Origin of the sequence: Arthrobacter phoenicis, from assembly GCF_047238215.1 — a bacterium.
In the GTDB taxonomy this organism is placed as follows: Bacteria; Actinomycetota; Actinomycetes; order Actinomycetales; family Micrococcaceae; genus Arthrobacter.
Genome location: NZ_JBDFMK010000001.1, coordinates 2,966,144 through 2,988,845, shown reverse-complemented (window position 1 = coordinate 2,988,845; position 22,702 = coordinate 2,966,144). Strand labels below are relative to the sequence as shown.

At 63.7% G+C, this 22,702-nt stretch carries 27 protein-coding genes, 1 other RNA gene and 1 pseudogene; 13 read left to right on the top strand and 16 right to left on the bottom strand.

Annotation, left to right across the window (positions count from 1 at the left end; all coding sequences use genetic code 11):
• The first annotated feature begins 18 nt into the window (after positions 1 to 18).
• Positions 19 to 1,314, top strand: coding sequence for an Nramp family divalent metal transporter (locus ABC337_RS14025; protein ID WP_412883450.1), 1,296 nt, complete (start codon positions 19 to 21; stop codon positions 1,312 to 1,314).
• Between the two features lie 10 nt (positions 1,315 to 1,324).
• Positions 1,325 to 2,032 (top strand): metal-dependent transcriptional regulator, encoded by a 708-nt coding sequence (locus ABC337_RS14020; RefSeq protein WP_412883451.1) that lies wholly within the window; start codon positions 1,325 to 1,327, stop codon positions 2,030 to 2,032.
• 73 nt (positions 2,033 to 2,105) lie between these two features.
• Here the strand turns inward: ABC337_RS14020 and ABC337_RS14015 are convergent, their stop codons facing one another.
• On the bottom strand, positions 2,106 to 3,521 hold the full coding sequence (locus ABC337_RS14015) for an MFS transporter (protein WP_412883452.1): 1,416 nt from the start codon (positions 3,519 to 3,521) through the stop codon (positions 2,106 to 2,108).
• A 132-nt stretch (positions 3,522 to 3,653) separates the two neighbouring features.
• Between ABC337_RS14015 and ABC337_RS14010 the strand changes: the two genes are divergently transcribed.
• On the top strand, positions 3,654 to 4,025 hold the full coding sequence (locus ABC337_RS14010) for a hypothetical protein (RefSeq protein ID WP_412883453.1): 372 nt from the start codon (positions 3,654 to 3,656) through the stop codon (positions 4,023 to 4,025).
• 51 nt (positions 4,026 to 4,076) lie between these two features.
• Complete coding sequence (locus tag ABC337_RS14005) at positions 4,077 to 4,211, top strand: hypothetical protein (protein WP_412883454.1); 135 nt, start codon at positions 4,077 to 4,079, stop codon at positions 4,209 to 4,211.
• Positions 4,212 to 4,256: 45 nt separating this feature from the next.
• Here the strand turns inward: ABC337_RS14005 and ssrA are convergent.
• The 13 genes and pseudogenes from ssrA to ABC337_RS13940 all read right to left on the bottom strand — a co-directional run.
• Positions 4,257 to 4,625: a transfer-messenger RNA gene (ssrA, locus tag ABC337_RS14000) on the bottom strand.
• Between the two features lie 123 nt (positions 4,626 to 4,748).
• Entirely contained in the window at positions 4,749 to 5,219 is a 471-nt protein-coding gene (gene smpB, locus ABC337_RS13995; protein ID WP_364139060.1) for an SsrA-binding protein SmpB, read from the bottom strand.
• 39 nt (positions 5,220 to 5,258) lie between these two features.
• A complete protein-coding gene (locus ABC337_RS13990; RefSeq protein WP_412884915.1) occupies positions 5,259 to 6,671 on the bottom strand; it encodes a peptidoglycan DD-metalloendopeptidase family protein in 1,413 nt (470 codons plus the stop codon).
• Positions 6,672 to 6,697: 26 nt separating this feature from the next.
• Positions 6,698 to 7,612, bottom strand: a complete 915-nt coding sequence (gene ftsX, locus ABC337_RS13985) for a permease-like cell division protein FtsX (protein ID WP_290257337.1) — start codon at positions 7,610 to 7,612, stop codon at positions 6,698 to 6,700.
• Positions 7,609 to 8,421, bottom strand: a complete 813-nt coding sequence (ftsE, locus tag ABC337_RS13980; RefSeq protein ID WP_412883455.1) for a cell division ATP-binding protein FtsE — start codon at positions 8,419 to 8,421, stop codon at positions 7,609 to 7,611. The genes ftsX and ftsE overlap by 4 nt, the downstream gene beginning before the upstream one ends.
• 301 nt (positions 8,422 to 8,722) lie before the next feature.
• Positions 8,723 to 9,838, bottom strand: coding sequence for a peptide chain release factor 2 (gene prfB, locus ABC337_RS13975; protein ID WP_290257335.1), 1,116 nt, complete (start codon positions 9,836 to 9,838; stop codon positions 8,723 to 8,725).
• A 28-nt stretch (positions 9,839 to 9,866) separates the two neighbouring features.
• Positions 9,867 to 10,277 carry a pilus assembly protein TadG-related protein gene (locus ABC337_RS13970; RefSeq protein WP_412893243.1) on the bottom strand — a complete coding sequence of 137 codons (411 nt, stop codon included), beginning with the start codon at positions 10,275 to 10,277 and terminating at the stop codon, positions 9,867 to 9,869.
• Between the two features lie 71 nt (positions 10,278 to 10,348).
• Positions 10,349 to 10,915 carry a hypothetical protein gene (locus tag ABC337_RS13965; protein WP_412883457.1) on the bottom strand — a complete coding sequence of 189 codons (567 nt, stop codon included), beginning with the start codon at positions 10,913 to 10,915 and terminating at the stop codon, positions 10,349 to 10,351.
• Positions 10,896 to 11,306 carry a TadE/TadG family type IV pilus assembly protein gene (locus ABC337_RS13960; RefSeq protein ID WP_412884916.1) on the bottom strand — a complete coding sequence of 137 codons (411 nt, stop codon included), beginning with the start codon at positions 11,304 to 11,306 and terminating at the stop codon, positions 10,896 to 10,898. The genes ABC337_RS13965 and ABC337_RS13960 overlap by 20 nt, the downstream gene beginning before the upstream one ends.
• Positions 11,307 to 11,456: 150 nt before the next feature.
• Entirely contained in the window at positions 11,457 to 11,708 is a 252-nt protein-coding gene (locus ABC337_RS13955) for a hypothetical protein (RefSeq protein WP_412883458.1), read from the bottom strand.
• A 69-nt stretch (positions 11,709 to 11,777) separates the two neighbouring features.
• A complete protein-coding gene (locus ABC337_RS13950; protein ID WP_412884917.1) occupies positions 11,778 to 12,719 on the bottom strand; it encodes a type II secretion system F family protein in 942 nt (313 codons plus the stop codon).
• Entirely contained in the window at positions 12,716 to 13,570 is an 855-nt protein-coding gene (locus ABC337_RS13945) for a type II secretion system F family protein (protein WP_412893242.1), read from the bottom strand. Before ABC337_RS13945 ends, ABC337_RS13950 begins: the two co-directional genes overlap by 4 nt.
• Positions 13,570 to 13,896, bottom strand: a pseudogene (locus ABC337_RS13940) (CpaF family protein); the annotation flags it as partial. The gene ABC337_RS13945 and the pseudogene ABC337_RS13940, both read right to left, overlap by 1 nt.
• A 59-nt stretch (positions 13,897 to 13,955) precedes the next feature.
• On the opposite strand from ABC337_RS13940, the gene ABC337_RS13935 reads away from it, so the two are divergent.
• The 7 genes from ABC337_RS13935 (at position 13,956) to ABC337_RS13905 (ending at position 19,465) form a co-directional block, all read left to right on the top strand.
• Positions 13,956 to 14,150 (top strand): hypothetical protein, encoded by a 195-nt coding sequence (locus ABC337_RS13935; protein ID WP_412883459.1) that lies wholly within the window; start codon positions 13,956 to 13,958, stop codon positions 14,148 to 14,150.
• A gap of 381 nt (positions 14,151 to 14,531) precedes the next feature.
• Positions 14,532 to 14,729, top strand: coding sequence for a hypothetical protein (locus tag ABC337_RS13930; protein WP_412883460.1), 198 nt, complete (start codon positions 14,532 to 14,534; stop codon positions 14,727 to 14,729).
• Positions 14,730 to 14,863: 134 nt separating this feature from the next.
• Complete coding sequence (locus tag ABC337_RS13925; RefSeq protein ID WP_412883461.1) at positions 14,864 to 15,541, top strand: hypothetical protein; 678 nt, start codon at positions 14,864 to 14,866, stop codon at positions 15,539 to 15,541.
• 36 nt (positions 15,542 to 15,577) lie between these two features.
• Complete coding sequence (locus tag ABC337_RS13920) at positions 15,578 to 16,681, top strand: hypothetical protein (RefSeq protein ID WP_412883462.1); 1,104 nt, start codon at positions 15,578 to 15,580, stop codon at positions 16,679 to 16,681.
• Between the two features lie 33 nt (positions 16,682 to 16,714).
• Positions 16,715 to 17,041, top strand: coding sequence for a hypothetical protein (locus ABC337_RS13915; RefSeq protein WP_412883463.1), 327 nt, complete (start codon positions 16,715 to 16,717; stop codon positions 17,039 to 17,041).
• A 281-nt stretch (positions 17,042 to 17,322) separates the two neighbouring features.
• The gene (locus ABC337_RS13910) at positions 17,323 to 17,484 is read left to right on the top strand and encodes a hypothetical protein (RefSeq protein ID WP_412883464.1); all 162 of its coding nucleotides are present in this window, start codon (positions 17,323 to 17,325) and stop codon (positions 17,482 to 17,484) included.
• Between the two features lie 1,573 nt (positions 17,485 to 19,057).
• Positions 19,058 to 19,465: a hypothetical protein gene (locus tag ABC337_RS13905; protein ID WP_412883465.1), complete on the top strand. Its 408-nt coding sequence runs from the start codon at positions 19,058 to 19,060 to the stop codon at positions 19,463 to 19,465.
• Between the two features lie 38 nt (positions 19,466 to 19,503).
• Here ABC337_RS13905 and ABC337_RS13900 read toward each other — a convergent pair whose 3' ends face one another.
• Positions 19,504 to 20,799 (bottom strand): hypothetical protein, encoded by a 1,296-nt coding sequence (locus ABC337_RS13900; RefSeq protein WP_412883466.1) that lies wholly within the window; start codon positions 20,797 to 20,799, stop codon positions 19,504 to 19,506.
• 76 nt (positions 20,800 to 20,875) lie between these two features.
• The gene (locus ABC337_RS13895; RefSeq protein WP_412883467.1) at positions 20,876 to 21,106 is read right to left on the bottom strand and encodes a hypothetical protein; all 231 of its coding nucleotides are present in this window, start codon (positions 21,104 to 21,106) and stop codon (positions 20,876 to 20,878) included.
• A gap of 584 nt (positions 21,107 to 21,690) precedes the next feature.
• On the opposite strand from ABC337_RS13895, the gene ABC337_RS13890 reads away from it, so the two are divergent.
• Both ABC337_RS13890 and ABC337_RS13885 read left to right on the top strand, forming a co-directional pair.
• Positions 21,691 to 21,933 (top strand): helix-turn-helix domain-containing protein, encoded by a 243-nt coding sequence (locus ABC337_RS13890; protein WP_412883468.1) that lies wholly within the window; start codon positions 21,691 to 21,693, stop codon positions 21,931 to 21,933.
• Positions 21,934 to 21,981: 48 nt separating this feature from the next.
• Positions 21,982 to 22,689, top strand: a complete 708-nt coding sequence (locus ABC337_RS13885; RefSeq protein ID WP_412893241.1) for an AlbA family DNA-binding domain-containing protein — start codon at positions 21,982 to 21,984, stop codon at positions 22,687 to 22,689.
• The last annotated feature ends 13 nt before the right edge of the window (positions 22,690 to 22,702 follow it).

The following is a 22,702-nucleotide window of genomic DNA, read 5'->3' as shown; positions in this document are numbered from 1 at the left end:
CAGCCGCAGGAGCCTGCAATGTTGCACCTCACCGGACAGGATCCCGCCGCCGGCGGCCACAGCCCGGTCCGCGGCAGGAAGGGGCACCGCCGCGCCCTGCTGGGGTTGCTGGGGCCCGCCTTCGTCGCCGCGATCGCCTACGTGGATCCCGGCAATGTGGCGGCCAACCTCACCGCGGGCGCCCAGTTCGGCTACCTGCTGGTCTGGGTGCTGGTGGTGGCCAACGTCGTCGCCGTCCTGGTGCAGTACCAGTCCGCCAAGCTCGGCATCGTCACGGGCCGCAGCCTGCCGGAACTGCTCGGGGAACGCCTGCGTCCCGGCTGGCGGCGCGCCTTCTGGGTCCAGGCCGAAGTCGTCGCGGCCGCCACTGACCTGGCCGAAGTGGTCGGCGGCGCCGTCGCCCTCTACCTGCTCTTTGGCCTCCCCCTCCCCTTGGGCGCCGTCGTCGTCGGCGGCATCTCCATGGCACTGCTGGCCATGCAAAGCCGGAACCGGCAGCGGCCCTTCGAACTGGTGATCATGGGCCTGCTCGGCATCATCACAGTGGGCTTCCTGGCCGGGCTGTTCATCAGCCCGCCGGATCCGTCCGGGGTCCTCTCCGGCCTGGTCCCCGGGTTCCGCGGCCCGGACACAGTACTGCTGGCCGCCAGCATGCTGGGCGCCACCGTCATGCCGCATGCCATTTACGTCCACTCCGCGCTCTCCCGGGACCGGCACCGCCCGGACCGCCACCGGCACGTTCCGCAGCACGCGCTGGACCGGCTGGTGCGCGCCACCCGCTGGGATGTCATCGCGGCGCTGGCCGTGGCCGGGATCGTCAACATCGGCATGCTGCTGCTGGCCGCGTCGACCCTCGGCGGGGTGGAGGGCACGGACAGCATCGAGGGCGCGCACGCCGCCATCAGCGCCAGCCTGGGACCGGTGGTGGGTGTGGTTTTCGCGGTCGGACTGCTCGCCTCCGGCCTGGCCTCCACCTCCGTGGGCTGCTACGCCGGCGGAACCATCATGGAGGGGCTCCTGAAGATCAGGATTCCCCTGATGGTGCGCCGGCTCGTGACCCTGGTGCCCGCCGTCGTGCTGTTGGCCGTGGGCTTCGACCCGACCTGGGCGCTGGTGCTCAGCCAGGTGGTGCTGAGCTTCGGCATCCCCTTCGTGCTGGTCCCGCTGGTGGTGCTGACCAGCAGTACCCCGCTGATGGGCGGCTTCGTCGACCGGCTGCCGCTGCGGATCGCATCCGTGGTCAGCGTGCTGCTGGTGGTGGCCCTGAACCTGGCGCTGCTGTGGTTCACGTTCACCGGTGCGGCCGGACGGTAGGCTAGGGGCTGTGAAAACCAGCCCGCCTTCTTCCTCGATCGAGGACTACGTCAAGGTCATCTACACCTTCACGGAGTGGCAGGACAAGCCGATCACCTCCACGCAGCTGGCCCAGCGCCTCGGCGTCGCGAACTCCTCGGTCTCGGAGATGGTCCGCAAGCTCAAGGAGCAGGGCCTGGTGGATCACAAGCCCTACGGCGCCGTCACCCTCACCGCGGACGGTCAGCGGCTGGCCCTGTCCATGGTCCGGCGGCACCGCCTGATCGAGACGTTCCTGGTCCAGGAGCTCGGCTACCGCTGGGACGAGGTCCACGACGAGGCGGAGACCCTGGAGCACGCGGTCTCGGACACCTTCATCGACCGGATGGCGGCCAAGCTCGGCCACCCGGTCCGCGACCCGCACGGCGATCCCATCCCCGCGGCGGACGGCTCGGTCCTGATGCCCCCGGCGGTGCGGATGAGCGAATTGGCCGACGGCCAGGGCGGCCGCATCACGCGGATCAGCGACGAGAACCCGGACCTGCTGCGCTACCTCGCGACCGAACGGATCGAGCTGGACGCCGCCGTCGCGGTGCTGGGCCGGAAGCCGTTCGGCGGACCCCTGATGGTACGGATTGCCGGACCGGACGGATCCCGGGAGCTCGACCTTGCCGACGGGGTCGCGGACGCCCTGTGGGTGCATCCGGAGTCAGCCGACAAGGAAGAACCCGGCAGCTGACCCGCCGCTAGTCTCCGCTGGCCCCGGGTACTCCCCCGCCGTCGCCCGGCCCGCCGTGTGGCGCAGCGCCGCCTCAAGTAGTCCCGTCTGCTGCATGCCCGGCGGACGCCTCGGCGGCCTGGGGCGGATTACGAATCCCGACGGCGGAGGCCAAGGCACCGGCGACGAAGAGCGCGGCGGTGACCAGCGACGTCGCGTGCAACCCCGCGGTGGTGATCACCGGCCCCGTGATCAGTCCGGCAAAAGCTATAGTCACCAGCCCGGCGATGCGGGCGACGGCGTTGTTCACGGCCGAGCCGATCCCGGCCTCCTCCGGCGGAACCGCGCCGAGGATGGCCGAGGTCAGCGGCGCCACCGTCACGGCGAGCCCGATCCCGAAGACCACGACGCCGGGAAGGACCTGCCACGCATAGTCCAGGGGCAGGCCGATGCCGAGCATGAGCAGGAACCCGGCCGCGCAGAGCAGCGGCCCGGCGGTCATGAACCAGCGGGGGCCAAAACGTCCGGAGAGCGCCCCCATCCGGGAGGAGAGCAGCAACAGGATCAGCGTGGAGGGCAACAGGGCCAAGCCGGCGGCGGTGGCACCGAGCCCGGCCACCTGCTGGAGGTAGAGGCCCAGGACGAAGAAGCCAAGGTTCAGCGCCCCGTAGATGACCAGGGTGGCGGCGTTGCCCCAGCCGAAGTTCCGCACCGTGTAGAGCCGCAGCGGCATCATCGGCGCGCGGGTCCGGCCCTCGTGCACCAGGAATGCTGCGAGTCCGGCGATGCCCACGGCCAGCGGCACCCACACCTGCGGCGACCCCCAGCCCTGGCTGCCGCGCTCGATAAACGCATAGACGATCCCGCCGAGGCCGACGACGGCGAGGACCGTGCCGGCGACGTCAATGCTGCTGCCGGGAGGCCGCTCCAGGTCCTGGGCGCGCAGCCGGCGCAGCGCCGGCCACACGGCGGCGGCGGGAACGATGTTCAGGAAGAAGATCACCCGCCAGGTGAAGACGTCCACGGAGATCCCGCCCAACAGCGGGGCGGCGACGATCGCACCGGAGGTCCACGCGGACCACTTACCGATCGCGGCGGACTGGGCCGGTCCGCTGAACACGGTAACGATCAGCGCCAGGGAGCTGGGCACCAGCAGCGCACCGGCCACACCCTGGAGTCCCCGGAAGATGATCAGCGACTCGCCGTTCCACGCCACCCCGCACAGGATGGACGTGGCGGTGAACCCGGCCAGCCCCCACTCCAGCACCCGGACGCGGCCGAACTGGTCGGAGAGGGATCCTGCCACGAGGATCAGCGCGCCGAGGGTCAGCAGGTAGGCGTCCACCACCCATTGCTGGACCACCAGGCCGCCGCCGAGTTCCCGGCTGATGGCCGGCAGGGCCAGGTTCACCACGGAGCCGTCGAGGAAAGCGATGAAGGAGGCCACGATCGCCACGTAGAGCACGCGCTTCTGCAGGCTTGTCATGGGTGCGGCGGGGGTGCCGGGCATGGTTCGTGCCTTCCTGATCCGGTGCCCTGAGCCTAGCACCGGGCGCCCCGCCGGGAGCCCGCAGGAGTCCTGCACCGACTTCGGCAATGGACCGGCGGCGCCCCTTCTCCCGCCGTCGCGTAAAATTGACGGATGATTACCCGCCGCGAAGCAGCCCAGGTCCTCGATATTCCGCTGGAAATGGCCAGCCGCCACGGCATCCCCGCCCGGCTTTCCGACGCCGAACTCGCCGAACTGCTGGACAGCCCGCCGGCGTGGCTGCGCCAGTCCAAGGCCAACCGGACCGGAAAGCGGCCGGTGTGGGTCCAGCTCACCTGCACCGTCTGCGGCTACTCGGAGGCCGCGCGGCCGAAGAAGTGGTGGCCCGAGTTCAGCTGGGTGTGCTGCGAACGGCACTCCCCCTTCGAGCTGCCGGAGCTGGCTCCCAACCACGTCCGGAGCGAGTACGAGGGAGTCGGAACCCGGTTTGTCGGCGTCGTGGACGTGGCCGTACCCGGGGCGTAGCCTGAAACGAACGGGTTCATCCCGGGCCCGTTTCTGTTGAGGGAGTGCGCCATGCCTGATAAGTCGCCGCACCGGCACCAGAGCAAGAAGCCGGTCAAGACCATCAAGGAAAAACGGGCCGAGAAAAAAGCCAAGCACATCGTCGACGAGCACACGGACCAGGTGTCCCACCTCAAGCGGCGTTAACGACGAAACGGCCGGAAGCAGAAGCTTCCGGCCGTTTCGCTGGGTTGGTGGAGATGGGGGGAATTGAACCCCCGTCCGATGTCGTGTTGTCAGGGCTTCTCCGGGCGCAGTTTGCGTCGGATTTTCTCGGCCCCAGCCATCCTGCAAACAGGTGGCTGATCCGGGCCCAGTCATCTAAGAGTCCCGTTTACCCCGATGACGGGGGTAAACAGCAGTGGCTATCTAAATGACGCCAGGATCCGGGGCAATAGCAACCTCGGGCTGACGGACTGTCTTACTGCTTAGGCAGCGAGAGCGAAGTCAGTGCGTTTTGATTCGGCACTTATTGGTTTGCAGACAGCGTTTACGAGATAATTCTGCATCCTCGGCCCGCTTCACCTGTCGCGACTAACATCGTCGAAACCGATCATCCCCGTGTTTAGTTATCAAACGTCCATAACCCGCCGTTCGGGACCTTGTGGATCCCTCCCGGACACTCAATGATAACGCAGCCGCCGTCGGAATCATTCCCGCGGCCGGCGCGTGGCCGGCCCGGCCTTAGCGGCGGTTGCGTTCGCGCATGACGCGCAGGGCCTCGCGCTTGTCCTGCTGTTCGCGCAGGGTCTGGCGCTTGTCGTATTCCTTCTTACCGCGCGCGACGCCGATCTCCACTTTGGCCCGACCGTCCACGAAGTAAAGCTGCAAAGGCACGATGGTGAAGCCCGACTCACGGACCTTGTGCTCGATCTTGGTCAGTTCCTCGCGGTGCAGGAGCAGCTTCCGACGGCGGCGGGCGGCGTGGTTGGTCCAGCTCCCCTGGTGGTACTCGGGGATGTGGATAGCTTCCATCCACAGCTCGCCGTTGTAGAAGGTGCAGAACCCGTCCACCATGGACGCGTGGCCCTCGCGCAGGGACTTGACCTCGGTACCCATGAGCGCGATGCCCGCCTCGTAGGTATCCAGGATGTGGTAGTCGTGCCGGGCCTTGCGGTTGGTGGCCACTGCCTTCCGGCCACTTTCTTTGGGCACGGTGCTAACTCCTCAATCGATGGTGCAATTCACTCCAGTTTAGAGCAGGCCCATGGGGTCGACCGCCTGGCCGTTGACCCAGGTCTCGAAGTGGGCGTGGCAGCCGGTGGAGTTGCCGGTGGTGCCGGAGTAGGCGATGAGCTGTCCCTGACTGACCTGCTGGCCGACCGAGACCACCACGGAGGTGTTGTGGTAATAGACGGTAGTCAGTGAGTTGCCTTGGATGACGCCGTGGGAAATCTTCACCCGGTTGCCGCCGCCGTCGTTGCCCCAGCCGGCGGAGAACACGGTGCCCGCGGCCGCGGCGTAGACCGGGGTGCCGCAGGTGGCACCGAAGTCGATGCCGGTGTGCATGTAGCCGCCCTGGCCGTAGAAGTCGATGGTGCCCGGCGGCGTCGCCCGCCAGCCGAAGCCGGAGGTGATCGGGATGTTGGCCGCGAAGGGGTGCCGCAGGCCGAACGCCGAGATGGGCCCGGGTGCGGGCGGAACGTAGGGTGCCTGGGGCGGCGGCGCCTGGCCCTGGGCCTTGGCTGCTGCGGCCGCTGCCGCCGCGGCGGCCTCGGCGATCCTGCGCTGTTCGGCCAGCCACGCCTCGCGGAGCTTGCGGTCCCGCTCGGCGATTTCGGCGGCCACGGCGTCCTGCTGGGCCTTGACCTGGGCGAGCTGGTTCTGGATGCCCGGCTTGGCGGCCTGGAGTTCGGCGTTGATCCGGGTGGTGTCGGCGATGAGCTTGTCCACCTGGGCCTTCTTGGCCTCGGCCTCGTCCCGGGCCGCCTTCTCCCGCTCCAGAGCGGCGTCGGCCTTGGACTTGAGGTCCTTGATCTCGGCCTCCACCGCCTGCAGCCGTGCCTGGGAGTTCACGTTGGTGGCGTTCTGCTGGGTGAGCTTGTCCATCGCCGAGTTCTGGCTGCGCAGCGCCTGGTCGGCCAGGTCGATGGTGTCCGTGAGGCTGCCGCCCTGGTTCGAGCCGAAGAACAGCGAGAGGTTGGAGGGGACGCCGCCGGACTTGTAGGCCTGGGTGGCGATCTGGCCGATCAGCTTCTTGGTCTCGGTGATCTTCTGCTGGTCGTTCTGGAGCTGCTGGGTGATCTTGGCCTTGTTCTGCTGGGCGAGGTCCACGCGCGCGGCGAGGGCGTCGACTTCCTTGACCGCCCCGGCCACCCGGCCCTGGGCCTCGAGGAGGGACTGCTGGGCCCCGGGCAGCTGGCCCTGGTACACCACCAGGTCGGCCGCGGCCTGCGAGATCTTCGCGTCGACGAATTCGAGGGAGTCCTGGACCCGGGCGGCCTGATCCCGCAGTGCGGCCTGCTGGTCCTCGAGGTTGTCTGCCACGGCCAACGGCGCGGGCGCGCCGAGGCTGGCGGCGAGGGCCAGTACGACGGCGGTGCTGATCAGCCGGCTGTGGCGGAGGGCCTTGCGGGCCGCTGCGGTGCGTCGTGCCTTCGGTGTCATGGGCAGTTCCTCTACGTTGCGCACGGCTAGACCCTGAGGTACCGGCGGAGGGTCAGGAGCGATGATATTCCGGCGAGCACGATGCCCAGCCCGATCAGCGCGGGGGCAAGGATCAGCGTCTGGCCCGGGGAAATGAAGGCGGTATCCGGGTACTGCTTGGACAGGAAACCGTTGAGGAAGAAGTTCGCCACGGCCCAGAGCGTGCCGGAGGCCAGAGCCGCTCCGATCACCGCGGCAATGACGCCCTCAAGGATGAAGGGCAGCTGGATCACGGTTTTGGAGGCACCGACCAGCCGCATGATGCCCGTTTCCCGGCGGCGGCTGAAGGCCGAGAGCCGGATGGTGGTCGCGATCAGCAGGATGGCGCAAATGATCATGACGCCCGCGATGCTGACGGCCACGAGCGAGGCGGCGTTCATGGCCGAGAAGAGCCGTTCGAGCAGCTGGCGCTGGTCGATGACGGATTCCACGCCGGCCTGGGAGGAGAAGTTCTCGCTGATGACCTGGTACTTCTCCGGGTCCTTGAGGTTGATCCGGAAGGAGGCCGGCAGCTGGTCCGGGGTGACCGAGTCGACGATCGGTGAGTTGGAGAACTGCTCCTTGAAGTGCTTGTACGCGTCGTCCTTGGATTCGTACTGGAAGTCGTTGACGTACTGGGCCACGGACGGGGACTGCAGGAGCTTGCGCAGGTTGTCCTGCTGCTCCTGGGTAGCCGGGCCGGAGGCGCAGCCGGGCGCCGTCGACCCGTCGCTGCAGAGGAAGATCGCCACCTGAACCTTGTCGTACCAGTAGCCCTTCATCTGGTTTATCTGCAGCTGGAGCATGCCGGCCGCGCCGACAAAGGTCAGCGAGACGAAGGTGACCAGGATGACCGAAACCACCATGGAAAGGTTGCGGCGCAGGCCGCTGCCGATTTCCCCAAGGATGAAGGCGAGCCTCACAGCTGGACCTCCCCGGCGTCGTCGGTCTTGGCCGTGGTGGTGCCGGCCGGGCCGCCGTCCGGTGTTCCGCCCTCGTCCCGGCCGCCGGCGTCGCGGGCCCGGCGGGCCTGGCCCACCGTGGGGATCATCGAGGTGTAGAGGGCGCGGGCTTCGTCACGGATGACCTTGCCGTTGCGGAGTTCGACGACGCGCTTGCGCATCTCATTGACGATGTCGTCGTCGTGGGTGGCCATCACCACGGTGGTGCCGTTTTGGTTGATCTTGTCCAGGACGCCCATGATGCCCATGGAGGTGGTGGGGTCCAGGTTGCCGGTGGGTTCGTCGGCCAGCAGGATGCCGGGGCGGTTGACGACGGCGCGGGCGATCGCCACGCGCTGCTGCTCGCCGCCGGAGAGCTCGTGCGGGAGGCGGTTTTCCTTGCCCTCGAGGCCAACGGTCTTCAGGACCTCGGGCACGGTTTCGCGGATGACGCTGCGGCTACGGCCGATGACCTGCATGGCGAAGGCGACGTTGGCGAAGACGGTTTTTTGCGGCAGCAGGCGGAAGTCCTGGAAGACGACGCCGATCCCCCGGCGAAGTCGCGGCACCCGCCAGCTGGAGATGCGGGCCACGTTCTGGCCGGCGACGTAGACCGCGCCGGAGGAGGCCCGGTCCTCCTTGAGGACCAGGCGCAGGAAGGTGGACTTGCCAGAGCCGGAGGCCCCCACGAGGAAGGCGAACTCTCCCCGGTCGATCTCAAGGTTGATCGAATCCAGCGCCGGCCGCGCCTTCTGGTCGTAGACCTTGGTGACATTTTCGAAGCGGATCATGACCCTATGTACCCAGCAGGAGCCGGGCATCTTTCAGACCAGTTCTGCCGCCGGGGCGCGGGCTTTCTTTTGGGGGAAATAGGGCACCGGCCCTCCGACTATACGCACCGGCCCCGGCGCGCCGGCCGGAGGGCGGTGGCGTGTCGCGGGAATTTGGGCCGGCTGGGCCTGCCGGGGCGGGCGGCGGGCGCTGGCCCGGTTGCTTTGCCGGGTTGGGCGGCGGGCGCCAGCCCGGTTTAGCCGCGGCGCTCCCCTAGCGGGCGGCGTCGCTCCCCTAGCGGGCGGCGCCGCTCCCCGGGGTTTACTTCTCCGCGTTACGGTTGTCGGTCCGCCAGCGGATGCCGGCGTCGATGAAGTCGTCGATCTCGCCGTCGAACACGGCCGAGGTGTTGCCCACCTCGTGTTCGGTGCGCAGGTCCTTGACCATCTGGTACGGGTTGAGGACGTAGGAGCGCATCTGGTCGCCCCAGGAGGCCTTGACGTCGCCGGCGAAGGCCTTCTTTTCGGCGTCCTCCTGCTCCTTCTTCAGCAGCAAGAGACGGGACTGGAGGACGCGCATGGCGGCGGCGCGGTTCTGCAGCTGGGACTTCTCGTTCTGCATCGACACGACGGTGCCGGTGGGGATGTGGGTCAGGCGTACCGCGGAGTCGGTGGTGTTGACCGACTGGCCGCCGGGACCGGAGGAGCGGAAGACGTCCACGCGGATCTCATTGTCCGGGATCTCGATCGAATCGGTGGATTCGATCAGCGGGATGACCTCGACGGCGGCGAAGGAGGTCTGGCGGCGGCCCTGGTTGTCGAACGGGCTGATCCGGACCAGGCGGTGGGTGCCCGCCTCGACGCTGAGCGTGCCGAAGGCGTAGGGAGCCTTGACCTCGAATGTAGCCGACTTCAGGCCGGCTTCTTCGGCGTAGGAGGTGTCCATGATGGTGGTCGGGTAGCCGTGGCGTTCGGCCCAGCGCAGGTACATCCGCAGCAGCATCTCGGCGAAGTCCGCGGCATCCACGCCGCCGGCGCCGGCGCGGATGGTCACCACGGCCTCGCGTTCGTCGAACTCTCCGGAAAGCAGGGTGACCACCTCGAGGTCGGCGAGCGCCTTGCGGACTGATTCGAGCTCCGCGGCGGCTTCCCCCATGGAATCCTCGTCGCCCTCGTCCTGGCCGAGCTCCACGAGCACCTCGAGGTCGTCGATGCGGGCCGCAAGCTTGTTGAGGCGCTCGAGTTCGGACTGCTTGTGCGAGAGCTTCGAGGTGATGACCTGCGCGGCGGAGGGATCGTCCCAGAGATTCGGCTCGCCGGCGCGCTCGCTCAGTTCAGCGATGTCTTCCTTGAGCGCCTCGACGTTGGAGACGTTCTCGATCGAGGCGTAGGTGGCGCGCAGGGCGCGGATTTCAGCGGGAAAATCAATGTTTGCCATGGTTTTTCAAGCCTACCCCGGTTGCGAGTCAGCGCGTCAGCCGGGACCGCGCCGTCGACGTCGCCTCGATTCTGATGCCGTCGGGGACCAGGAAATTGACGATCGGCGGGTGCACCGCCGCGCTGAGGACCACGACGGCGGTAGCCCCGTCGGGGCTGCCGGTCGCCGGCGTGACGGCCAGGCCGTTGAAGCGGGCGTAGGCGCCGTCGCGGGTGAGGTAGTCGAGGGTTGTGCTGCGGACCCGCGGGCCGCTGAGGATGGCCGTCGGGGTGCCGGAGCTGCCGTCGATCTGGCCCAAAGTGAAGCTGTCCGCCGCGGCGATCGAGGCGCCGTCGGCGAGGGAGAGCAGCTTCTTGTGTTCGAGGTACACGCTGGAGGCCGCGGCAACCACGGTGACGATCAGCAGGGCGATCAGGACATAGCCGATGATCAGGACCATCAGCTGACCGGCCTCTCGCGTGTCCTCCGCCTGGTGCGTCGCCTGCTTTCTGCTTCCCGTCCGCAGCGCCATCAGCGGAATCGCCCGACGATCTGGGTGGAGGTGGCGCTCAGGTGTCCGGCGTCGAGCCGCAGGGCCTCGCCGAATGGGACGAACGGCAGTGGGACGGTGAGCCGGACCGTCACCGTCACGGCGGAGCCGGCGGCGGTGCAGTCGGGGGAACTGCAGGCGGTTTCCAGGGTGGCGTTACCCACGGGCTGCCCGTAGTCGGCGAGCGCGAGTTGGACAGCCTGTTCCGCGGCGGCTCGCCCCGCGCCGGCGTCGGCCTGGGCGACGAAGACCTTGGCCGCTTGGTCCGCGGCCCCGGCCACGGCAAACGACCCGCCCTGCAGTTGGCCGAGCGTGATGACGAAGTACACCACCGGGACCATCAGGAGCAGAGCGAGAAAGGTGAACTCGACGACGGCGCTCCCCTGTTCCGGGTTGGTCCCTGCGGCGTCAGGGGCCGGGACGTCGGCGCGGGCCGGATCCGGGACACCTCGACTTTCGGTGTCCGGGACTAAGGGCCGTGCGCGGTCCGGGACGCCCCGGTCTTCAGCGTCTGGGATAGCCCCGGGTTCAGGGCTGGAAGGCGGCATGGCCCTTCACCTCCAGCATCCCTGTCGGGCCGATCAGGCCGATGACGGGCAGCGGGGCACGTACGGTCACCTCGAGGGTGCGGATTCCACCGTAGCTGGCCTCCCCCGTACTGACATCGCGGGCGAAGTCAGAGGTCAGCGCCACCCCGATCAACTGCGCCGTGCGCTCCCTCGCGTCACCTGCGCCGCGGTCAGCGAGCGTGCCGTACCGCGCCCCGGAGGCAGCGGCGTCAATCAGGGTGTTCCGGACGTGCAGGACGAGCGCGAGTTGGACGATGGCCAGGAAGAACACCGTTGCAAGGGCGCCGACCATCACGAAGTCGACCACGGCGGCACCCCGCTCGGTGTGCTGGTTCCGGGGTGGCTGACCGGCGCGACGCCGGATCGGGATGGGCCGAACCGCTTTTCGCCGGGCCGGGCGGCGCGAGTGTCCTATCCGCCGGGCCACGCGGTCCTTGTCCCCGCCCTGCCGGCTCACCGGTCCCCTGCCGCCGCCGTCGCGCGCCCGCGCCGGCTTATCTGCCGGTGGGTGCATCACCGCCTATTGCCCTACCTTCTGCATCGCCTGATTGAAGAGCCCCTCGAGAGCTGGCCCGGCGATGGCGAGGAGGGCCGCGACCAGGACGGCAGACATCAACGTGATCATCACCCAGCCGGGGACGTCACCCCGCTCCCCTGGGTCTTTTCCGGCCGCCCTGTCCTCGCGGAGCTTCACGGGTGCCGCACCCGCGCACCAAAGGAGCGCGAAAAGCAGCCTGTTCATGACGCGGGCCGGATGTGTTGGTGTAGCCATGTGATTCCCCTTTTTTCTTGTGCTGCTGATGCTTTTGATGTTCTTTCGATCTGTGGGCGGGCTCGCCGGTCAGAGGCCTAGGGTGATGGCCGCCAGGCCCGGGAAAACGGCGAACACGACCGTCAGGGGCAACACGCCGAAGACGAGCGGAACCATCATGCCGATCTCCTTCTTGCCTGCAGATTCCATGAGGTCGCGCTTGGCGGCGTCTCGGACGTCCTGAGCCTGAGCCCGGAGGATTTCCGCCAGCGGTGTGCCCCGCTCGACCGCGACGATGAGTCCGTCGACGAAGCGGACCAGCGGGGCAAGATTTGTCCGGGCGGAGAACTCCTGCAGCGCTTCCACCAGCGGCTGGCCGGCCCTGGTGGATGCGAGCACCCGGCCGAATTCCTTAGCCAGTTCCCCCTGGGTGCGGCGGCAAACCCGGTCCAGCGCCCCGGTGGCGCTCTCGCCAGCGCTCACGGCCAGGGCCATCAGCTCGGCGACGCTCGGGAACTCCGCCATCATGCGGACCTCACGCTTCTTGATGCGGGCACCAAGCGCGTAGTCCCGGAGCATGAAGCCGGCCAGACCCGCGGCGACGACGATCAGGACCGCGAAGAGCGGATTCAGCCGCACGGCCAGACCGCTGACCAGGACCACAGCCACCGCACCCAGAAATCCGCCGGCGGCCCAGAGGAGCTGTTCCGCGCGAAACTCGACGGCGGTCTTGTCACTCCCGGCGCGCACCAGCCTGCGGTTCAGGGCGGTCGTTCCAGGGTTGAGCCGGCCCAGAGCCCGCATCCAGTCGCCGAGGACAGGCCGAATGATGCGTTCCAGGGGTCCAAAGGGAGTGAGATTCCGGGGTGCCTCGTGCAGGAGCCGGGATTGCACGCTGTAGGACCGCAACTGCGGGGCGATCCGTTCGGTAAAGCTGACCGGCCGCATGAACGGCAGCCGAACAAGCACCAGCCACAGCGCGGCTCCCAGCACGGCACCGCACGCCGCCGCGGAGGCCAGCAGCGCGCTCATCGGAGCGCCCGTTCGTCCTGCGGCAGGGCGCCGATCCGGAGCATAAGTGTGTAACAGACGAGCGAGACCACCAGGCCTCCGACCAGCACGGCAGCGCCGACGGCCGTGTTGTAGGCGGAGACCGCTTCGGGCCGGCTGGCGAGCAGGACGAGCACAATCCAGGGTGCGGCGACGGCGAGGCGTGCGGCGTTGACGGTCCAGGACTGCCGCGCCTCCAGTTCGCTGCGGGTACGGGAGTTCTCCCGCAGGAAGTCCGCGAGAGTACCGAGCAAACGCCCAAGATCGGAGCCACCCACCTCGCGGGTGAGGCGCAGAGCTTCCACTATGCGGTCGGCGACGGGGTCGGCGAGCCGTTCCTTAAGCCGGTTCAGAGCCGGGTCGAAGCGGCCACCGGACCGGTAGTCTGCGCCAAAGTCCCGGAAGAGCGGACGCAGCTCGGAGGGCCCCTTGTCGCCGAGCTGGATCAGGGCCTCGGGGAGTGACAGCCCGGCGCGGATCGCCGACCGCAGGTGGTCGACGACGTCGGGCCATAGCTCCCGGAGCACGGCCGTCCGTTTTCGTGCCCGCCATCTGACGGCGCCCAACGGCAGCCATCCTCCGAACAGCCCGAAGCAACAGGAGATTGGCCACGAGCGGGTGCCAGCGAAGAAGAGTAAGGACACGAAACCTCCGACGCCGAGGCAGGTGGCCAGGAGCCCGGCCCTGCTGACCTTTTCGATGCCGGCGGTGCGCAGCAGGTCATCCAGGCGGTTCACCTTCTGAGGCCGTGGCGCCCGGGGCCGCTGCTCCCAGGCCGACCACCAGATAAGCAGCAGCCCCACTCCCCCGAGCAGCCCAAGCAGCGGCGCCATCAGTGCGACTCCAGCAGTGCCGCGACGTCGTATCCGGCGCGAGCGAATTTCTCGGCCGCCGGCATCGAGTTCGCCCGGGCTGCCAGCTGGCCGCCGTCGTCCTCGAACACCATGGAAGACTCGATGACCCCGTTCTCGACCCTGCGGCCCAGCGCCAGGATTTCGGTTACCTGCCGGCGGCCGTTCGCGTGGCGGCTGCAGTGGACGACGAGGTCGATGCAGGACGCGACGGTGGGGACGACGAAGGCGCTGGAGATGTTCTCGCCGGCCAGCAGCGGTAGCGTGCAGATCTTCGTCACCGCGTCGTGGGCGGAGTTGGCGTGGACGAACAACAATAAAAACCGGGTAACGAAACTGGCACTCCATACGCCGGTGGACTTAGGGCATGAAGAAGACGAACCTCACCCCTGCCCTAGTCCCCACAGCGACACCCGAAGAGTACTGCTGGCTCAATGAAGTAGTCGGCGTGGACCTCGCCGCGATGGCAGCCATCCTCTCTCCGATCATCGCCGGAGAGACCTATACGCCCACGATTATTCCCGCCGAAGGCGAGCCGAAGCTGTCTCTCATCGCCGCGTGAAATCGCCGCACATTCCTCGCGAACCGCAGTGGCAAGCATTTTCTAGAGGTGGTCACCACTTTTTCGCCTCAAGCGCAAAGTATTTTTCACGCTCCGAATACACAAATTTCTCCCCATATTCAACCAATATTGGTTGTTCAACATTGTTGACAAATGACCTAAATACTCATTTTACGGGATATGCACCGCATTATTTAGATCATTTGTCAACCATGTTGCTAACCAAGACTTTATTGGTAATGCACAATTGATTTATCAGCAGGATACGGCTGCATTAATACGAACGGAAAGGCTTTCGCGAAGTCCCAAGCTAAGTGTGATCCCGTAAAGCAGATGCTCGCGGAATGTTCAAAATATGAAATCAGGAAAGCAGGAAATCCGATGGCTTCACCAAAGCAGGTCTCATTCGCACTCCACCTCCTCGGCGAGGCCGGATACAGCACAAAATACATGGCCGCCAACTTCAAGGGGCTTGGAGCAACCATGAACGAGCGGGGCGGACTGGTACGGGATTGGCTATCCGGGATGGAGAGCCAGCGAATCTCAAGGCTCATCGGCCAGCTCAACAAAAAGCACTGAATCAATATCGCTTCAACAAGATCGAGTCAGGCCTCAAGCGGTCAGGCGATCCGGCGACAACGACCAACCATTTACCGCAGTCCACAGCCACACAACACCCTTTTCTCACACACTCTTCAGAACGGAATACCGCAATGTCAATCTCCCAAGAATCAATCACCGGCGGACTCACTTTCGCCGCTGCCGGACTCGCAACCGCAATGGTCGGCTGGTCCTACGCCGAAGACTCCAATGGCTTCCTGCCCGCATACAAGGTCGAAGCAATCGAAGCTACCCGGCCACTGGTCGAGGAGCTGATACAAGCCGAGCGCTGGCTACCAGTCGAGCAGGGCGGCATCACCTACGGGTACCGAATCATCAACGGAGAGAGCAATGAGCGGACCGAAGAAGCTGTCGTTGAAGTCGGCATCAGTGATCTGGCACGAGTGCTCGTGGAAGAAGCTCAGGCCGAACCTGACGACGAAACCGAGGGACGACGTTCGCAAGGAACCTCGGAAGAGCAGCAGCGAATCATCGACGCAGTACCCCACCACGATCTCAAACCGGCAAGCACCGTGATCCGTAGCTGGTCACTTGCTCAGTTCACTGACGAAGACCTAAACGACGCGTTCGACGAATTCCGAGAGGAGTTCCCCGGTGACGCCCCCAACTCCGATGACCTGTTCGACACCTACATTAAGGCGGTCAAAGCAACCAAGTCAATCAGCAAAGTGACAGCCGCAGCCGGTCAGTACACCGGTCGCCTTAGTGCTCATCGGTGGTTCAAGAAAGAGCTGTACCTCGACGAAGAAGCATTCCGACACGAAGCATAATATCCTCCTCTCCCTAAATTCAGAAGGCAAAATCTCGTGGCAACGAAACTCATTCCGGCAACGGACATTGATATACAAACACATTCCGACAGACCCCACACCAATACTCATCAGCAGTCATTTGGAACACTGAGTCTCATCGGGGATTCCATGGTGCGGACAAAGTTCCCCAAGCAACTGACGGAGAACAAGAGGGTTCTCCGCGCTAGGGCAAAGCTGGCACGGGCAGAACACGCTGAAGCCGAGAAGGTTCGTGAGGTCAGGGAGCTGCTGAGGTCCGCCGGTGCGGGTATCGCAAAGATCGAGGAAACGAAACCAAAAAAGGGTTCCAATCAGGGCTGGAACTTTAGGACGATGCCCCGAATGAAAACCACGATGACGATGTTGGACACTTCTGCCATCACGGCACGTGTTGAACAGAATAAGGACGTGCACATCGCGTACCTCGTGCTGAGCTACCCGCGCTTGATGATCACGGATGCTGCATCAGTTCACGAGAACATCGAACGGTTCCTGCGCGGCGCTCGGAAGATCGTCGGTGACGAGTTGGCCGATATTTGGACCATCGAGTTCAAGAAGTCGAAGCAGGCTCACGTCAACTTCCTAGCGGCGCTATCTGATTCCGAAGCTTACGAACTCAGAAAGTTGTGGGCAAGGATCGCTGGCTGGTCAGGCGATTACAAACTCAAAGACGCCGCGTACTTGAGTATGTCTACCTCTTACGAAGAGAGGACGAAGGGCGCTAAGGCACTGGCTGAAAACGTGATGAAGTATCTTTCGGCATTCGGTGATTCGCCATCGGCACTCCGTAAGGCGCATCAGTTCTGGACCCCACCTGAATGGCTCGAGACGGGCACTGGGGCGATGTGGGGATACTCCCGAAACATCAAGCAGGCGGCAGAAGTTCAGTTCGAGATTACGAACATTAAGCAGCGTAAGGCAGTTGATACCTACCTCCGGAAGAGCCTTGGTATCAAGGCGAAGTTGGTCCGCTGGGCCAACGACGAGACCGGCGAGGTTAGTGAGTTGTACGACCGGAGTGCTTTCAGCCAAGACCGAAGTCATGGCAGTAGCTGGGGCTGCTTTATCACCCCGCAGATGGTGGCGGACATCCGGTACATCATCAGCAGCCTCGCTTAATACCACCCCTTATCGCAGAACCGGTTCCCTGCCGTGATCACCGCAGTGGCGGCACGGACCATTCATCTCAATCAATCGAAGGGCAAGCAAATGACCAAAAAGACGCCGATGGAAATCGCGCGCGCGTCACGCAATGAACGCAATCACAAGGTCAGCGCACTCAGCAAACTAATCGACAAGGCCGAGGAGCTGCGGCATGAAGTGGGGCACGCTCAGTACTACTTGGGCGCTATGCCGAAGGACCTCAGGTGGTCAACGGAAGCGGCACTGGATCAGGTCATCAAGGCCCTCCGGGCTGAACGCTTGGGCATCCACACCAATGCACGCGTCGCCACCAAGAACTCAATCGAAGGGCAGTAATCATGAGCACTAGGCCGGACCGTTGCAGGAAGTGGTAGACGAGACTTAGGAGACACGGGAACGCGTCCGAACGACCCACGAGTAGCGAAGAAAACGGCAAGATAACTAGCCGCGAGTACATCGCGTTTAGGAAAGAATGCCCGAGCTGTACTAGGGAGAGTCACGCGGAGTTCATGGCGCTGATGACTCTAAAGCCGGAGCGAATACTGACGCCGGTACCAGCGCACGGCCTCGGCGGCCTGTTCGACTTCGTCCCCCCATGTGTTCGACAAGGAAGGGGAATGACCGTGATCACCAGCACCGATGTTCTCGCATTCAACACTGAACTCTCAAGGCGCAGGACGGAGGGCCGTAAGTCCGGTGAGTTGCACGAGGCTGCGTCCCTCGAAGCCATCAAGGACGAACCTGACGAAGCACACGTAAACAATCTGGTGGTCTCCTAACCTGACGCCAAGCCGATGAGGTTATCGCCGGAGGTCTTCATGGAGTTCGACAGGTTCGCAGAATTTGAGGATCACACATGTGAACTTGTTCCTCACAGCTTTCGCCGGACCGACGTGGGCAATGGCTAAAGAGTTGGCACGGGAACTGGCGCAGTGATCCGCGCTGTAACGGAAAAGCTGAGGGTCGTGCGTAGACCAACATGGTTTGCACACCCCCTTCTCCATTTAAGGCATTACCCCCTATGTGCCGGGTCCCCCTGAGATATCCCCCGTCTAGCTGTTATGTATGACTATTTGAGAAAATGAATACTTTTACATGCCCGTGATCGTCATTTGATTGGTGCGTGGAAAGAAGGGGTTGCGTAGTAAAGAAGTGCGGTGGTGTCTGCCGGTGAACTGGACAAAGCCGCTACTGACTTTTCCTACGCTCAGGCTGATTCGACGATGGGGCAGGGCGCTGCGCTAGGCACCGGGGCGGCGGGGCGTGGCGTTTCCGCTGGTTAGATGTTTAAATATTCAAGTCGGTTGACAATTCGTAGGGGGACGCGGTGCAGGAGCCGGAACGTGCAGTAGCAACGATCCAGATCGCTGACCGTAGCCTGTCGTCGATTGAATCCCTTCGCCCGTCACTGCTAGCCATGCGCTGGGCGCTCAAGGCGCATCTCCACGCCAACGGCTGGAAGAACGTTCCGATAGAAGACGTCAAGGCGAAGATGTACTTCGTCAATTCAGTAGCTCACCTTGTTGCGCACCACGTCCCTACCGGTATTGACGGCGTGTTGGTGGGAGGTGCGGAAGATGGCGCAGTCTTTCCGGTTGAAGGTCATGCTCCTGCTTTGACCGTGGGTATGGTCTCAGGCACTGATGCGGAGGATTATTTTGGCTGCGATTGTTATGACTGCGGCGACTGCACTCCCCCAGCCGAAGCCGATGAATGGACCTGTTGGCGACTAGAGGGCCTTACCCAAGGCGGTGATGGCGTTTGGCGCTGGGCGTACACACCGGCTGCTTCTTATGGCATTACTAGGCATGAACAACGCATGCACGACTCGGCTATCACTCACCAATCTAGCGGTTGTTCGCTCTGTCGCCTTCACAACTGGCTCTCCAAGACATCGAAATTGAATCTACCCTCGAAGATCACTTCAGCGGACGCGACACTTCACTTTGAACGAGCTCCACATGCTGACACTTTTTGCACCGCTTGCGCGGTTGGACTCGGAATGGGGACGATGTGCTAGGCCCTTGGTATTCGAGAGACTCTAAGCGTATTAGCGTTGGGAAGTGGTCTCAGCTAGTCAGCGAGGAAGGCTATTCTGACGTTGCCGTTGGAAAGTTCCCGGCACTAGGAGTATTCGTAAAAACTCGCTGGCTGGGGCATGATCGCGCGAATAATCAACCGCCTCAGATATTCACGACCAAAGTCTTGGGTGATCAGAGCATTGCCGAAATCCACAGTGCGACCGAGGATGAGGCGTTAGCAGTCCACGAGTCTCTCTGCGCCCGGTACCGCGATCAGGCTGCACTAATTGGAGAAGGCGGAGCGCCTTTGCTGAGTGACGGGGTGCTGTAGATGAGCTTGGTCGAGGACATTATGAGGGGCGGAGGGCTCGCCGGTGCGTCGGAAAAACAAGTGCGAGCCATACTCGCAAAGTTGGAATCCCTCGCCGTCGTTGTGGAGCAGAAGTCCCTGCCACAAGCGGCATTTGATGTGACAGAGGGTCGTGTCCCAGTCGTCTGGTTCCAACGAGATGGTTCCGGCCACGAGACGGTGCTCCCGTTTGGAAGGGAACACGTTTCCAAGAAACGGACGCTGACTGCCGTTCGTCGTGCCATGGCAATCCACACAGCGGTGACTGCCGACCATCCATATCTTCGTCGCGGCTATGACGACGCACGGGACGCTTACCTCCGCCAGCAACTCGAAGATGATCTGGTGGCAGAGGGAGCCGCCCGGAGCCTCGCAGGCGGCGCCCTGTAGGTGGGCGCCGCCAATGCGCCGAACTGGCTTCGGGGGCTTTACTTCTTCAGGACAAACAACGTGTTCGTTCCGCCGGTGGACTCGTTGAACGCCGCGAGTCCGCCGTCAGAGACCACCAAAGGGACCAATGTCGCACCGGGAAGGGCTTTCGGTTCGCTGCCCTTGAGAACGTTGACAACTCCGGTTTTGTGGTTGCTGGTCCCGTACACATCGCCGTTATTGGAGATGGAAAGCACACTGAAATCAACGGTTTTGCTGATCGGATAAGCCTTCCTGTCCTTGACCGAGTAGACGCCATCGGCTGCCAGCACGAAGTTGCGGTCAGGACTCGTGATCGCAAAACGGCTACCGCTGAACGCCGGGTCAGCAGGTTTTCCAGTGTGGGGATTGATCGCCACATACGTCTTGGTCGGGAAACTGGAGCTCATGGTCGGGCGACCGGATCTATCTTTATCCCGACTGTCGGTAGTGATTACGAGGTTCGGTCCCACCATTGCGGGGCTATCTTTCTCCGACCACTCGAACGTGTCCCGAGGGAATTTCTGCGTCACGGTCCAATTGCCGTTGGTGACGGTCCTCGTCATCGTGTTAAATTCGGTTGTAGACGGCGTGCTCGTCGTGTCGTATATGTTCACGCCGTCGAAGTTTCCGATCCAGTCATAGCCAGCCATGGGCGGTACGGGTGTCCGTTCACCGTTTGAGACGTCCATAAGAGCTATAGGGTCGTTGGTCTTGCCATTAATTTGGACAGCGTCCCCGGTATTCGAATCAACGGTGACGTTCCCGTCGATCTGCTTGGTATATAGCTCTTTGCCCTTTGCATCGAGGACTGTCACGAAAGACACCTCCACAGCTTCGGGGGTCTTAGCGAGGCTGTTTGGGTCATCCTTGCCCTTGTTCAGCCCGCTCTCGACGTAAACAAGAAAGAGTGTTCCGTCCTTGGTCACCGTGCTGAGCGAATTGTGGTTCACCGGGAAGCCCGTCTGTTCCTTGGATGTGTAGACGGTGGCGCCCTTGCCGTCCACGAGAGCGAGGTGGCCAGCCTTGGTGAGGGTACCTCCCGTCCCTTTTTCGTACTTATTCCCCGCGATGTACGCAAGATAGTCGCCAACAGCGAAGACATTTGAAGCATTCTTCTCTGTGGTTTCACGCCAGCCGCCGCCGCCCTGCCAGTCAGCAGGGAGCGTCCCGTTGACGGAAATATTGTCGGTAAACCCAGCGGGCCTGTCCGCCTTGGAGGCCCCCGACTTGGCGACGTCTCCTGCCGATGCCGCAGACTGGGCAATTCCGGGCGAACAAGCGGTCAGTGAAGCTACGGCGAAGATGGCAATCATCGCGAACTTGTAGGACGGTTTCAAAACTTTCCCCCATGAGTAGAAGTTATGTTCAAGGCCAATCGGCCATTGATGTCTAGCGGGATCGCCGCAGCCAGAAAAACGCGCTCACCGCGATTGCCGCCAGCACCGCAGCAATGGCGACCAGCAATCCGGTTGGATCAGACCCCTCAATGTTTGATGCCTGTCCTGCGGTCAATTGCTCTGCGGACTTGCTTGGCACTGGGCTCGGCCTTGTGGTGGTCTCCGGTCCCTTGGCCTCAGTGGCGGCCGGAACCTCGGCCTTCGCCTTCGGATCGGCGCTCACCTGAGCCTGAGCAGACGGCGCCTCCTCCGTAGCCACAGCAGCGCCGGTCGCAGGATCGACGTTCGAGCCGCCTGCCTGCTGCGCCGCCGTGCCAACAGTCGAGGAAGTGACGTGACCCAAATTTTCGCCAGTTGCTGGCGCGACAGGGACCGAAGCGGGAACAGGAGAAAGAACACTAGGAGCCGGAGGCACATAAGGGACCGGACGAGGCGCCGATGCAGGCGGAACATAAGGAGCTGGTGCAGGCGCCGGTGCAGGTGCGGGAGGGGGCGGAGGAACGGCGACGGTATTGCTACCACCACCAACAGTTCCTGAACTACCTGACCCCGGAGCTTGTCCGCCAGCGCCATTGTCAAAGCAGACCCTCGCGCCATTGGCCGCGGTGAAGCAAACGGTGGCTGCCTGTGCCGGTGCAGCCACCGCCACCGACCCTCCGATGAGCAGCGCACCCACAATCGACAGCTTCAAGACTGAATTCACGATTCCCCCAATGCGTGCAACCGTTCGCGGCACACCCGGACGCGATAATCAGAATCCTAATGCATAGGGTCGCCTATACAAGACCAAATTGAAATGGTCAGAATATGCCTTGGTCCCCTGTGCTCGCCCAGCAGCTTGGCGCGACGATTCGGGCACTCAGGATCGAGCGAAACCTCACTCAGGAAAAGCTGGCCCAACTCGGGGGAATAACCAAAAATCAGGTGCAGCTTCTCGAATCCGGACGCGGACACACCAAATTGGTAGAACCGGCATCCAACCCCAAACTAGCCACGATGTACGGTCTCGCGGACGCTCTCGGCGTGCGGGTTCACGACTTGCTCCCGTAGATTCGAGCCGCTCACCTGACGCAGATCGTAACCGGCTAGAGGTCGGCCTTGACCATAAACAGCTATCGGCGACAACCCCCGACTAATCTGTGGGTATGCCTTTCACCGCCCTCCAAAGCCCTCGCCCGCGAGCCGGGGAAACTCGAATTCGCAACGGTCGAGGACGCCGTCGATCAAAAATTGACTGAGCGAGCTGACCTTGACTGGAAGCAATGTCTCCCCATGGACGGCAAGAAGCCGGACTGGAAGCAGGAGTTCGCCAAGGACGTCGCAGCGATGGCCAACACAGGCGGCGGCACCATCGTCTTCGGAGTAACCGAGAATCGTTCAACTTCCGCTGCCGAGAGCATCTGCGGGACCAGCGACATCTCCAACACTAAAATCCGGACGCTGCATTCGGTAGCTTTCAGCAACATTCACCCACCAGTGCTTGGAATCGCGTTCACACCCCTTATCAACGCCGACGCTGACAAGAACGTGCTAGTCCTTGAAGTGCCGGACAGCCCCGACGCGCCGCATCTCATCTACAACAATGACTATTTCGGAGCACCGCTTCGGAACGGGACAGCCACCGCATGGATGACCGAACGCCTTCTGCACAACGCATACAGGCTTCGTTTTGGCATAGCTGCCACACGTTCAAAGAACCTGAACGATCTGCTCGAATCGACTCTGCCCAGCAACCACGTTTACCCGACGTTGTGGATGGGTGCCGTCGCGCTGCCGACCGCGACGCGCGACTCAACGTTGAGGTGACTCACCAAAGAGG